This window comes from Flavobacterium sp. RSSA_27 (assembly GCF_051547125.1).
Lineage (GTDB): Bacteria > Bacteroidota > Bacteroidia > Flavobacteriales > Flavobacteriaceae > Flavobacterium.
The window spans coordinates 88,317-101,430 of record NZ_JBPTTN010000004.1 but is presented as its reverse complement, the minus strand read 5'-3'; the positions used below and the strand labels follow the sequence as shown (position 1 = coordinate 101,430).

At 36.2% G+C, this 13,114-nt stretch carries 8 protein-coding genes; 2 read left to right on the top strand and 6 right to left on the bottom strand.

Annotation, left to right across the window (positions count from 1 at the left end):
• Positions 1–258: 258 nt before the first annotated feature.
• From pruA to ACSVH5_RS06840, 3 genes are all read right to left on the bottom strand, one after another.
• A complete protein-coding gene (gene pruA / locus ACSVH5_RS06850) occupies positions 259–1,887 on the bottom strand; it encodes an L-glutamate gamma-semialdehyde dehydrogenase (protein WP_438060702.1) in 1,629 nt (542 codons plus the stop codon).
• Positions 1,888–2,009: 122 nt separating this feature from the next.
• Positions 2,010–2,396 (bottom strand): Co2+/Mg2+ efflux protein ApaG, encoded by a 387-nt coding sequence (gene apaG / locus ACSVH5_RS06845; protein ID WP_438060701.1) that lies wholly within the window; start codon positions 2,394–2,396, stop codon positions 2,010–2,012.
• Between the two features lie 69 nt (positions 2,397–2,465).
• Complete coding sequence (locus ACSVH5_RS06840) at positions 2,466–3,728, bottom strand: DUF5103 domain-containing protein (protein ID WP_438060700.1); 1,263 nt, start codon at positions 3,726–3,728, stop codon at positions 2,466–2,468.
• 171 nt (positions 3,729–3,899) lie between these two features.
• Between ACSVH5_RS06840 and ACSVH5_RS06835 the strand changes: the two genes are divergently transcribed.
• Positions 3,900–6,713: a M16 family metallopeptidase gene (locus ACSVH5_RS06835; protein WP_438060699.1), complete on the top strand. Its 2,814-nt coding sequence runs from the start codon at positions 3,900–3,902 to the stop codon at positions 6,711–6,713.
• A gap of 57 nt (positions 6,714–6,770) precedes the next feature.
• On the opposite strand, the gene ACSVH5_RS06830 is transcribed toward ACSVH5_RS06835, so the two are convergent.
• The 3 genes from ACSVH5_RS06830 to map all read right to left on the bottom strand — a co-directional run bounded on the left by ACSVH5_RS06830 (position 6,771) and on the right by map (position 11,496).
• A complete protein-coding gene (locus ACSVH5_RS06830; protein WP_438060698.1) occupies positions 6,771–9,677 on the bottom strand; it encodes a DEAD/DEAH box helicase in 2,907 nt (968 codons plus the stop codon).
• A gap of 90 nt (positions 9,678–9,767) precedes the next feature.
• Positions 9,768–10,532: a class I SAM-dependent methyltransferase gene (locus ACSVH5_RS06825; protein ID WP_438060697.1), complete on the bottom strand. Its 765-nt coding sequence runs from the start codon at positions 10,530–10,532 to the stop codon at positions 9,768–9,770.
• Positions 10,533–10,677: 145 nt separating this feature from the next.
• Entirely contained in the window at positions 10,678–11,496 is an 819-nt protein-coding gene (map, locus tag ACSVH5_RS06820) for a type I methionyl aminopeptidase (RefSeq protein WP_438060696.1), read from the bottom strand.
• 188 nt (positions 11,497–11,684) lie between these two features.
• Here map and ACSVH5_RS06815 point away from each other — a divergent pair, with 188 nt between their 5' ends.
• Positions 11,685–12,914, top strand: a complete 1,230-nt coding sequence (locus ACSVH5_RS06815; RefSeq protein WP_438060695.1) for a DUF445 domain-containing protein — start codon at positions 11,685–11,687, stop codon at positions 12,912–12,914.
• Positions 12,915–13,114 lie beyond the last annotated feature (200 nt).

Below are 13,114 nucleotides of genomic sequence, written 5' to 3'. Positions count from 1 at the left end.
GTGAGCCAGATGTGCACTTGCCGTTGAAGTTTGTAGTGTAATTTATATTGCTCACAAAAACACACCTATTTGTCCTTTTAACCCCGATGGTAGCGGCATCCTTGTTTGGCGGGGTTCGCCAAGCAAGATATAGCGGACAGCGGGACTTTGCTGGCCAAAATGCCTTTTTGATGCTGTTCCTAAAATAGAGTAAACAACAAACCCCACAAAAATCAATGTTGATTTATGTGGGGTTTTTAAATAGTTGTGTTTAGAAAATTATTCTCCCAAAAACGGATATCTGTAATCTTCTGGCGTTACAAAAGTTTCTTTGATGGTTCTTGGCGAAACCCAACGCAATAAGTTCAAGGCAGAACCCGCTTTGTCGTTGGTTCCTGAAGCTCTAGCGCCACCAAACGGTTGCATACCTACCACAGCTCCTGTAGGTTTATCATTGATGTAGAAATTACCAGCTGCATTTTGAAGAGCAACTGTCGCTTCTTCGATGGCGTAACGGTCTTGGCTGAAGATAGCTCCTGTTAAAGCATACTCAGAAGTGGTGTCTACCAATTTTAAGGTTTCTGTCCAATTGGCATCTTCGTAAACATAGATGGTGATTACAGGACCGAATAATTCGGTTTCCATTGTAGTGTACTTTGGATTGCTGGTTACGATAATGGTAGGTTCGATAAAGTACCCAACGGATTTATCATAATTTCCACCAACAATAATTTCAGCATCAGCATCTTTTTTCGCTTGATCAATGTAGCTAGCTAATTTGTCAAAAGAACCTTCGTGAATTACGGCTGTAATGAAGTTGCTGAAATCTTCTGGAGATCCCATTTTCATTGATTTTACATCGGTAATCAATTGTTCTTTTAAGGCTGGCCACATACTTTGAGGCACATAAGCTCTTGAAGCAGCAGAACATTTTTGTCCTTGGAATTCGAATGCCCCACGAACAATTCCAGTCGCTACTTGTTTTACGTTAGCACTTGGATGCGCTACCACGAAATCTTTTCCACCAGTTTCTCCTACAATTCTTGGGTAGGTTTTGTAATGGTGAATGTTGGCTCCGATTTTTGCCCAGATATCTTTGAATACGTGTGTTGAACCTGTAAAGTGAACTCCTGCGAAATCGCGACTTGCTAGAACCGTGTCGGTAACCATTAAAGCATCTCCAAAAACAACATTGATTACGCCATCAGGAACTCCTGCTTCTTTGAATACATCGATGATGATTTTTGCAGAGAATACTTGGCTGTCACTAGGTTTCCAAACCACCACGTTACCCATCATAGCAGCACTTGCTGGAAGATTGGCAGCGATAGCAGTAAAGTTGAATGGAGTGATTGCGTATACGAATCCTTCTAACGGACGGTATTCTAATCGGTTCCACATATCAGAAGTCGATTTAGGTTGATCAGCATAGATTTGAGTCATGAACTCTACGTTGAAACGTAAAAAGTCGATCAACTCGCAAGCTGCATCAATTTCGGCTTGGTGAATATTTTTAGATTGCGCAATCATCGTTGCAGCATTGATTCTAGCTCTGTATGGTCCAGCAATCAACTCGGCAGCTTTTAAAAATATAGCTGCACGTTGTTCCCATGCCATATTTGCCCATGCTGTTCTGGCTTCTAGGGCGCTAGCAATGGCTTTTTCAATATGTGCTTTTTCGGCTAAATGATACGTTCCTACCACATGTTGATGATCGTGTGGCGCGGTCATAGTTCTAGTAGTACCCGTTTTGATTTCTTCGCTACCAATGTATAAAGGAACATCAATTTTTGAATTCCACATGGCTTTGTATGCTGCTAGAACTGCTGCTTTTTCTGGGGAGTTGGGGGCGTAAGTTTTAACAGGTTCATTGACCGCTTTGGGTACGTTAAAAAATCCTTTTAGCATAATATTTTGATTAAAAAATTAAATTATAAAAAGTTGTTTTGATAGTGTTTAGATTTTAAATTGTTGCAAAAGTACGAACAAAAAATCAAAACTTCGAGCGAAACACAAGAATTAAAGTCAAATTAGTTTAAAGCAAATGAAGCACACAATCGAAAAGTTGGTACAATAACTTTAAAGTTTTTAGTAGTGGTAAAATTGACCATGCTAAAATAACCTTGCATGGCACCATAAGGAGAAGATAGCAAGCAGCCTGAGCTATAGGTATGTTGTTCGCCAGGTTTTAGAACTGGTTTTTTGCCAATCACACCTTCGCCGTCTACTACTTCTTTATGATTTAAAGAGTCGTAGATTTCCCAATGACGCAAATTCAATTGAACAGTATCTTTGCTATGATTTTCAATAGTAATTTGATAACTAAAGGCAAAATGAATTTTGTAGTTTTTGAAGTAAGTACCTTCAAAACTAGTGATTACTGAAATTTTTATACCTCTTGTTATTTGTGATACCATGGGATGGTTAACTACTATGTAATGAGCGACAAATTTACAAAAAAAAACAAAGTATTACTTTTTTTTTGGCTAGTTCGTAATACTAACAGAATTCAAGGCTACAAAGCCAATTACGCGATCATATCTTTGTGTGTTTTCTCTGTAATATACGATTACTTCATATTCATTTTCAGTTTGATAAAAATTACCATCAATACTGTTTTCGGGATCTAGCTTTCCTTTAGCATCTGCAATCACATATTGATAATTGGTAAACCCTTGTTTGATCAGAAGCGCTTTTTCATAAAGGTTTTTTTTCTCATTGTACTCCATTTTGTTTTCAGGAGTAAGGGCAAAGTTGTTGAACATTCCGGTGATGTAGATATCTTTGTCTAAACGAAAGCTTGGTGCAGACAAACTAAAATACACCCAAGCATAGTCTGCTTCAATTTTTTGATTGGTGGCATTTAAGTTTCGTACCACAAAGTTTCCATTGGCATCAAGAGTAAAACTATAAGGAAAATTGGCTCTGGCTTCGTCTGTAAATAAGTAACTGTTATAAATACCTCCATTCGAACTTATCTTAGCAACATTGTTTGAGGCGTTTCGGATTTCTTTATTGTCAAAAAAACGGAATTCATTGCCTGCCCAAAACTGAGTTTCGCTATCGTATTTGTATATTAATTCGTTGCCAATAGTGTATTGTGGAGTAATGTTTTTGATGCCGGTATTGAATTGACGATTTTGTAGCAATAAAACTTTGACATTTTGCAGCGGATTTTGGAATGTAAGGCTTTTAGACGTTATTGAGAAATCTAGATTTTGTTTGCTTTCGATGGTACTTAAATTTCTACCTCTTTTGATTTGCAATCTAACCGAGGCTAGATCTTCGTAGATGATAAACTTTCTAGAAAAAACAACGTCTCTGTCTTCATTCAATATTTTGACCACGTAGTTGCCGCTCAAGGCCAATTGCGTAAACTGATTCGGTATACTTAGTTGGTAATGCGAATACAATTGAAGACAGTTGAAAGAATTTGAATAATCAATAATTCTTTGGTTATCAAGGCCTTTTAAATATTCTTGTTTGGGAATATCCGAAGGCACCCAATTGTAATCACAATGAACGATTTCGTAGTAGTAATTGGCTTCATTCCCAAATAAATCATCAAAATTCAACTCAAAAGATTCCCCTAATTTAAAAACCGGAATTACATTTTGACCATTGTCCATGAAGGAAACAGTTTTAATGTTATAAGGAGGGATTGTTTCTTGAAGTGCTTGGGCTTCAATAGTTTTGCAATATAAAAAACTAAGCAATCCTATGAATATTTTTAAAAAACAATATCGCATTTTTGATTTTTTTGTACTGTAAATATACTAAACCCCTTTGTTTATTACGTTTTTTTGTAGTTAAATCGTTGGCGAGTTTTTTTTGGAAGTAATTTCTGTTAATTTTTTTATAATAATGATTTTGATTTGACGTTAAATCTATAGTTTTACTTTATCAACAAAACATTTTTTATGAAAAAATTCAACCAATTCGCATTGGGTATATTATTGTTTCCAGTAACAATATTAGCCCAAACTATGGATTATGGACAAGCTATTCCATTTGATCCGAATATCAAAACTGGTAAACTCGATAATGGGTTGACCTATTACATTAAAAAGAATGCCAAACCAGAAAAAAAGGTTGACCTACGATTGGTGGTAAACGCTGGTTCTATTTTGGAAGACGATGACCAACAAGGTTTAGCTCACTTTATGGAGCACATGTGTTTTAACGGAACCAAACGATTTCCGAAGAATCAATTAGTAGATTATTTGCAAAGTATAGGAGTTAAATTTGGTCAGCATTTGAATGCCTATACCAGCTTTGACGAAACTGTTTATTTTCTTCCGATTCCTTCTGATAATCCAGAAAAATTAGAAAAAGGATTTCAAATTATCGAGGATTGGGCATTCAATACGGTATTGACACCTGAGGAAATTGATAAAGAACGCGGTGTCGTTTTAGAAGAATATCGTTTAGGATTAGGCGCAGACAATCGTATGTTGGGGCATTATCTTCCTAAAATGATGCACAATTCAAAGTATGCCGATCGTTTGCCTATTGGTCAAAAAGAAATTTTAGAAAAATTCAAATACGAAACCTTAACTCGTTTTTACAAAGATTGGTACCGTCCAAATTTGATGAGCGTCATTGTGGTTGGAGATATTGATGTGGCTGAAATGGAAAAAAAAATTAAAGAACATTTCTCAGCTTATAAAAATCCAGTCAATGAAAAAGTAAGAAAAATTTTTGAAGTGCCTAATCATAAAGAAACTTTTGTGGCGGTAGAAAATGATAAAGAAGCAACTGATGCTCAAGTACAATTACTTTATAAAGATTACAATGCGCCTAAGGAAATCGTGACGGTTGGAGATTTTAGAAGTAATCTTGTAGATGGTTTGTTCTCTACTCTTTTGAATAATCGTTTGAGAGAATTGACAAATACAGCTACACCTCCTTTTGTTTATGGCGTTTCCTATTATGGGGGAACCTATGCTAGAACTAAAAAAGCGTATCAATCCTTTGCTATGATGGCTGAAGATAAGCAGTTAAGTGCTTTGAAAGTCTTGATAAACGAGAATGAAAGAGCTAAAAAATATGGTTTTACTTCAGGTGAATTGGATAGAGCCAAAGCGAGTTTCTTAGCACAAATTGAAAAAAGCTATAACGATAAGGATAAAACCAATTCAGAGAGATTTGTTAGTGAAATGCAATCGAACTTTCTTGAGAAAGAACCGATGCCTGGAATAGAATGGACTTTCGAGACCATGAAAAAATTAATGCCAACTATTACTCTAAAAGATGTAAATGATTTGATAAAAAATTACATCAAAGAAGATAACCGTGTGGTTGTTTTGACTGGGCCTCAAAAAGATAACTTAAAAAAAGTGACTGAGCAAGAAGTTCTAGATGCTTTAAAAGTTAATGAAGCGGATTTGAAACCTTATGAAGACAAGGCGGTAGCGACTAGTTTACTTAGAAAAGAGGTAAAAGCTGGAACTGTAGTGAAAAGAGAAGCCAATGCTACTTTAGGTACGAAAACGTTAGTCTTGTCTAATGGCGTAAAAGTAGTTTACAAAACTACCGATTTCAAAAACGACGAAGTGCTATTTGAAGCTGTAAGTTTAGGAGGAAGCAATTTGTACTCGAATGAAGAAATGAAAAAAGTACAATTTGCCAACGGTGCTCTTGCCGAAGCAGGATTCTCTGGATTGAAATTGAATGACATCAACAAATTCATGACTGGAAAAATTGCACGTGTCAATCCATACATTGGAGGGACAACAGAAGGACTTAGAGGGAATACTACTCCAAAAGATTTAGAATATTTGTTCCAAATGGTGCATGCTTATTTCACTGATTTGAATTTTGATCCAGAAGCTTTTGAAGGGTTTAAACAAAAACAGGTGAGTTTCTTCAAAAATATGGCATCTGATCCTCAATATTTTTTTCAACAAGAGTTTTATGCCTATTTGAATAAAGAAAATCCAAGATTTAACGGAATTTTACCAACAGATAAATCATGGGCGGAAACAGATTATAAATTAGCGTATGACAAATACAAAGAGCGTTTTGCTAATGCAGCCGATTTTGAATTTTTCTTCGTTGGAAATGTAGATGATAAAACCATTGAAGCTTTTGCTACTAAATACTTGGCGTCTTTAACTGCAACAGCAACTAAAGAGAAAACAGTAGACTTAGGTTACCGAATGCTAAAAGGTGATTTGAAGAAAGTGGTAAACAAAGGAACCGATCCAAAAAGTAATGTGAACATTATGTTCTACGGAGAGGCTAAATATTCTCCTAAAGAAGCCTTGGCTTTGGAAGCATTAGGAGAAGTTTTGACTATCAAATTAGTTGAGCAATTGCGTGAGACCGAAAGTGGGGTATATGGTGTTTCTGCTCGTGGTAGTATGAACAAAGTGCCTTATGGTTCTTTTAGTTTCAATATTGGTTTCCCTTGTGGTCCTGATAATGCGGAGAAGCTTACGGCATCGGCATTGAACGAATTGCAAAAAATAATCGCTAACGGTCCAGAGGAAAAAGATGTAGTGAAATACAAAGAAGGAGAATTAGCTGATTATAGAAAAGACAGTAAAGAAAACCGTTTTTGGTTGACTAATTTTACTAGATCATACATCAATGGCAACAATCCTGAAAACGCCTTGAAATACGAAGCAGAAGTGAATGCTATAACTGCAAAAGACATTCAAGATGTGGCTAAAAAGTATTTAACAAAAGACAAAGTAATCGGGATATTGATGCCTGAAAGCAAATCATAAATCACAAAAGAGAACACAAAACCAAAACCTGCTATTTCAATGAAGTAGCAGGTTTTTTTAGGTTAAAATAAAATCTAAATTTTCTTCAAGTTCTGGGCTGATGTGCTGTTCATCAAGTAATGCATCCGAAAGCAGTTTTTTGTTTTCCTGCAAACGAATGATTTTTTCTTCTACAGTATTTTTAGTGATGAATCGAATTACATTTACTTTGTTCAACTGTCCAATGCGATGGGCACGACCGATACCTTGCTTTTCGGCAAAAGGATTCCACCAAGGATCCAAAAACAAAACATAAGACGCTTTGGTAATGTTGAGCCCCACGCCACCGGCTTTTAAGGAAATGAAAAACAATTTTGTGCGCTCTTGCTCTTGGAATTTCTGGACTTGATAGGCGCGTTCTTTTTGTGGGGTAGCGCCAGTGAGTTCGCAAAAATCAATATTGTTTTCGATGCTCCATTTTTTATAAAATTCCAGATTCGACACAAACGAACTGAATACTATCGTTTTTTGATTCGACTGTACCAAGGTTTCCAAATAACGCGTCACTGCCATATATTTTCCAGAATCCATTTCAGACTTAGCATCGACCATTTTTGGGTGATTGCTCAATTGTCTCAAACGCATCAACGTATTGATAATATTGATTTTGTCAATGCCAGAACCATCTGTTTTTAAAAGGGCGTTTCTCGCTTTCGACTTTTCTTCTTCGTATAATTTCTCTTGTTCGGGTTCCATTTCGCAATAGAATACTTGCTCCGAGAGTTCGGGTAAGTCTTTTAAAACTTGCTCTTTGGTACGTCTTAAAATAAAAGGACTCACTAAGGTTTTGAGTTCTGCCAGACTGTTTTCGTCTTGTTTTTTCTCAATCGGAAATTTGTAATGTTCAGTAAAAAAAGCATAACTCCCCAAAATATTCGGATTGATAAATTGCATTTGTGACCACAAATCGTCTAATGAATTTTCTATCGGCGTTCCGCTCAACGAGATTTTATGAGTGGTTTGCAGTTGATTAATCGCTTTAAAGATTTTCGAATTTTTGTTTTTGATGTAATGACTTTCGTCCAAAATCAAATAGCGAAAATGGTATTTTTCTAAAATCGAAAAATCTCTCGCTACCACCGCATAACTGGTAAAGATCAAGTCGTATTTTTCTAATTTTTTAGATAGTAATTTTCGGTCTTGACCTACATACTGAATTCTTCGAAAGTGAGGCGTAAATTTTCTAGCTTCATTGTACCAATTGAACACCAAAGAGGAGGGAAGCACAATTAACGCTTTTAAGTATTCTTTGGCTACAGGAATTTCATTGCCAAACAAATCGAGCTGAATGTTTTCGGCTTTTTCAATTTCTAGTTTTTCTTGTACCGCGACCAGCGTGGATAAGGTTTGCAATGTTTTTCCCAATCCCATATCATCGGCTAGGCAAGCACCTAATCCGTTGTTGTAATTTTCCAAAAGCCATTGTACGCCTTCTATTTGATACGGTCGTAAGGTGGCTTTAACCAAAGGCGAAGGTTGGTATTGAATAGATTCCTTCACGTGCAAGGACTGTTTCAACTGCGGAATGTCTTCAAAAACCGCAAAATTACTTTTGAGCACCGCAAGATTTCCATTTTTGATTTTGGCTAATTTTGCCATCGCACTGTAGCGCGTCATCCATTCTGACGGAATCAAAAAGTAATTTCCGTTGGGCAAGGCAAACAAGCGATTTTTGTTTTTTATATTCGGAATTAACTCGCTGAAATTAAATTCAAAATCATCACAAACCACCGTCATTTTGATGTCAAACCAGTCGTTTTGAATGGTGTTGGAGAATGCAATCGTTACGGTATTGCTATCGATTTTCTTTCCGTCTATTTTTAAATTTTCTAATGAAAAACCTAAGGATTCTAGCTTTTCTTTATTTTCGATAGCCCATTGAATACTAACATATGGGTCTTGATTGGCTGTATTTTCGTTCAACCAAAACAAATTATTCTCGTTTTTACTTAGTCCCAAATCCAATAAGGCCTCGTTATAGGTGAGTTCGGCATCCGTTCGTTTGAATTGTACCAATTGGATGTTGTTCAAATCCTTCAGGTCGATTTCTGAATGAGTGTTTTTGGGTTTGGTGGCATCAAACACATAGCCGTCATAATCAAATAAAAGCCCAATATAATAGCTGTTTTTGAAAAAGTCATAGACCAATTGTAGGCTACAATGGTGTATGGTTTCGCGAGTAATGACCTCAAATCCTGTAGCCGTAATGTCTACTTTTTTGGCTATGTCTTTGATAAACTTTTCAAAATAATCGGGCACTAATTTTGAGGGGATTTCCACTACTTTTTTGGACAAAAAAGGCGTGATTTTTTTAGAATTAATGTCTTGTAGTTGATACAGTTTATGATGTGCCACAACCCAAGCCGGCTCGTCTAATAAAAGTGTAATTTTAGTATTCGAGGGGTAAAATGTAGTATCAGCATCTTTCAGTTGTAAGGTGTACGAAATCCCGTTGTCGTGTTTGTCAAAATGCAGTTCGGTGCCCAAAGCTTGATTTTGAGTGCTGATTCGGCTGATACGAAAATCTTTTTCTTTCCCCAAGTTCAACGAAAGAGGGAAATCGTTCTCTTGTACTAAAGTATAAAATTGCGCTAAGCTTATTTTTATAAATTGCTCAATACCTAATTTTAACTTTTCATCCTTCAGTAAATCTTCAATAGTTTTGGCCGATTTGGATTTAGTTCGGTATTTCTTAAACAAGGCTTCAGGTTGGAGTACTTCACAAAGCGATACTATTTTTTGTGTTGCAGCATCCAAGTTTCCCAGAGTTATCCCCATACTTTGAAGGACTTCTGGACTGGCTTTTTTTTCTAAATAGGTAATGGTATCCGTATGCCCAACTACATAGGCAGTAGGAATATAGTAATTGAGTCTCGCTTCGAAACTGATGTCAAAGCAAAACTGGAAATGATTTTCGGGTTCCAAAAGTTTATTTGTGATTGATGGTAAACTAACTCAAATTACACCAAAACAATTCGTGCTAATTCGTGACATTCGTGTTGATTTGTCAAAGTTTTATTTATAACAAACCGGGATAATTTCGCCTTTGGCCAAACAGTATTTTTCTACCAATTCAGGAGCAATTTTGCGGGTATAATCTTCTTCGATTACAGTAAAACCGATGCTTCTTAATTTGTCAAAATAGTCACGCCCATAAATGCGTACATGGTCGTATTGTCCAAATATTTTGGCGCGTTCTTTTTGGTCGGTAATCGAGTCATCCGCAAAGGTCACTTCACGATTTAAGTCTTGCGGAATTTGTAAAATAGCCATTCCACCAGGTTTCAACACGCGGTACAATTCCTGCATCGCTTTGGTATCGTCTGGGATGTGCTCCAAAACGTGGTTACACAAAATCACATCGTATTGATTGTCTTCAAACGGCAAATTGCAAATGTCTGCTTTTACATCTGCCAAAGGCGAAAACAAATCGGTTGTGGTGTAGTCCAAGTTTTTTTGTTTGCGAAACAATTTGTAAAAAGCTTGTTCAGGAGCAAAATGCAAGACTTTTTTTGGTGCTGTAAAAAAGTCCGTTTGCTCGTTGAGGTACAACCACAACAAGCGGTGTCTTTCTAGCGAAAGCGTACTTGGAGAAAGCACGTTATTGCGTTGCGTTTCGTATCCGTAAGGCAACATCGATTTAAAGCTTTTGCCATCAATTGGGTCCGTAAATTTGTCACCTTTTAAGGTATAAGCAATGATGGGTCGCGCCACATAACTCAAACGAATTAATAATGGACGCGGAATGGTATTGAGTACGGTTTTGAAAAGTCTTTTCATAGTTGTTACACTAAGATTCACAAAGATTTAGAATTCTCTAGCGGTGTTTATGAATCGTTTTATATTATTTTTTGAAATTTTTGAATTATAATTGATTAGCAATCGCAGTAGATATTGTCTTAATTCAAATTCGTGCAATTAGTGTTTACACCACCAAAGGCACCTTTCTAAACTCCTCTTCTTCATCGCTTTCAATGCCTAATGCTTTGTAAATGTATTTGAAAGTCGATAAAATTTCAGGTTTTCCATCAATGATGGCTACATCGTGTTCAAAGTGAGCACTTGGTTTTCCATCGGCAGTAGTGATGGTCCAGCCGTCTTTGTGTTGTTTGATGTTTTTGGTTCCCATATTGATCATCGGTTCTATGGCCACCACCATACCTTCTACAAAAAGTTTACCGCGACCTCTCTTGCCGTAGTTTGGCATTTCAGGATCTTCGTGCATTTTCTGCCCTAAACCGTGACCTACTAATTCACGAACCACGCCATAACCGTGGGCTTCGGTATATTTCTGAATCGCATTTCCTACATCTTCCACGCGATTGCCTAATCGGAATTCACGAATTCCAACATATAATGATTCTTTGGTAACTTGCAATAATTTTTTCGTTTCAGGTGCTACTTCGCCAATCTCAAAAGAGTAAGCGTGATCCCCATGAAATCCATTTTTGAAAGCCCCGCAATCCACCGAAATCACATCCCCACTTTCTAGCGGTTTGTTGTTCGGGATACCGTGTACTACCTGAGAATTTGGGCTCATACACAACGAATTCGGGAAACCGTACAATCCCAAGAAACTCGGTACTGCACCGTGGTCGCGAATGAATGCTTCGGCCAATTTGTCTAAATATAAAGTAGTCACTCCTTCTTTAATCTCGGAGGCAATCATTCCTAACGTTTTGGAAACAATCAAAGCACTTTCGCGCATCAATTCAATTTCTTCTCTTGATTTTACAATAATCATAGCAGCTAAATTTTCAGTGGGCAAAAGTACGACTTTTAAAATAATTTATCGATTGAACTTTTTCTTTAATTCAAGTTTAAAATAGGATGTACCTATGGAATTTAAGCTACTGATTGACATGCTCATTTTGCTTGTAAATCAACAAGAAAAAAACAATAACTTAGCTAAAAGTTGTTAATACTAGCGCTATGGATAACCAAAAAAATCTAAATGAAAAAGAGGTGTTCAAAATGAAACGATTTGCTTTAGTGGTTTTAGGAATTGCTTTTGTGCTTTATTTGCTAGGCCTCTTTTTAAACTGCGGTCCTCTAAAGGCTTTCGGTGAAGCAGCTATGGTAGGTGGAATAGCCGATTGGTTTGCGGTAGTGGCTTTGTTTAAACATCCTCTAGGTATTCCTATTCCACATACGGCCATTATCCCAAATAAAAAAGACAAAATTGGCGATAACTTAGGGAGTTTTGTTTCGGAAGAATTTTTGGTGAAAAAGAATTTGGAACTCAAAGTAGATCAATTCAATCCTGGATTAAAAGCAGCACATTGGTTGGCTGAGCAAAAAAATGCTTTGATGGTAGGTAGTCTAATTGTTGAACATGTTTTGCCTTCGATTTTAAAAAGTATTGATGATGTCGAAATTCAAAGATTTGTTCAAGAGCAATTTCAAAAAAGGGTGCGTACCATCAATTTTAGCCAATGGATTGCAATAGGCTTGGAAGCTTTGTCTAAAAGCAAAAAACAACAACAGTTGGTTACAAATGTTTTGAAAACTTTATTGGTTGAATTGCAAAACAATAAAGATGTTATTGAGGAGAAAGTAAAAAAGTCCACTCCTTTTTTGACATTTGGACTAGCAGATAAAAAAATTACTACTGCCATTTTTAATGGATTGTATGAGTTTTTAGAACAAGCCAGTTACCCTGAAAGTAAAGTTCGAGAACGCATCGATTCCTATATTCAGGAATTTGTAATGGAGCTACAAACCATGCCTGAATTGCAAAAAAAAGTTAATGATACGGTCTTAGATTTTGTTCAAAAAGAAGAAGTACAATCCTACTTGATAGGAATTTGGGACGAGGTAAAAAAAGGAATTACCGAAGATATTGCCAAAGGTGATGCTTCTTTGATTCAAACAAGTATAGTGAGTTTGCTTCAGCAATTTGGAAAAAATATAGCTTCAGATTTTTTGATGAGAGAAAAAATAAATCTTTTTGTTAAACATGATGTTTTGGAGGTGTTAATCAAAAATAAGCATGCTATTGGCGAATTGATTGCTTCTACGGTTAAAAGTTGGGATGCTGCCGAAGTATCTGAAAAGTTAGAACTACAGGTTGGGAAAGATTTACAGTTTATCAGAATTAACGGAACTCTTGTTGGTGGAATTGTAGGGTTGTTCATTTATTTCATTGAATTATTGCTCTGATTGTAGTTAATGAATTTCCATATTTGCTAATGGCCTCCTTAATTTGTACTTCCATGTTTTGATCAACTGAAATGGAAGGTAATCAATCTACTAATTGCTAAAAAAGAGTAATTTCCTTTTTTTAAAAACAAGAAAAAAAATGATCGCCAAAAATAGCGATCATTTTTACTTAAAAAATAGAATAAAATGGTTGTACTACA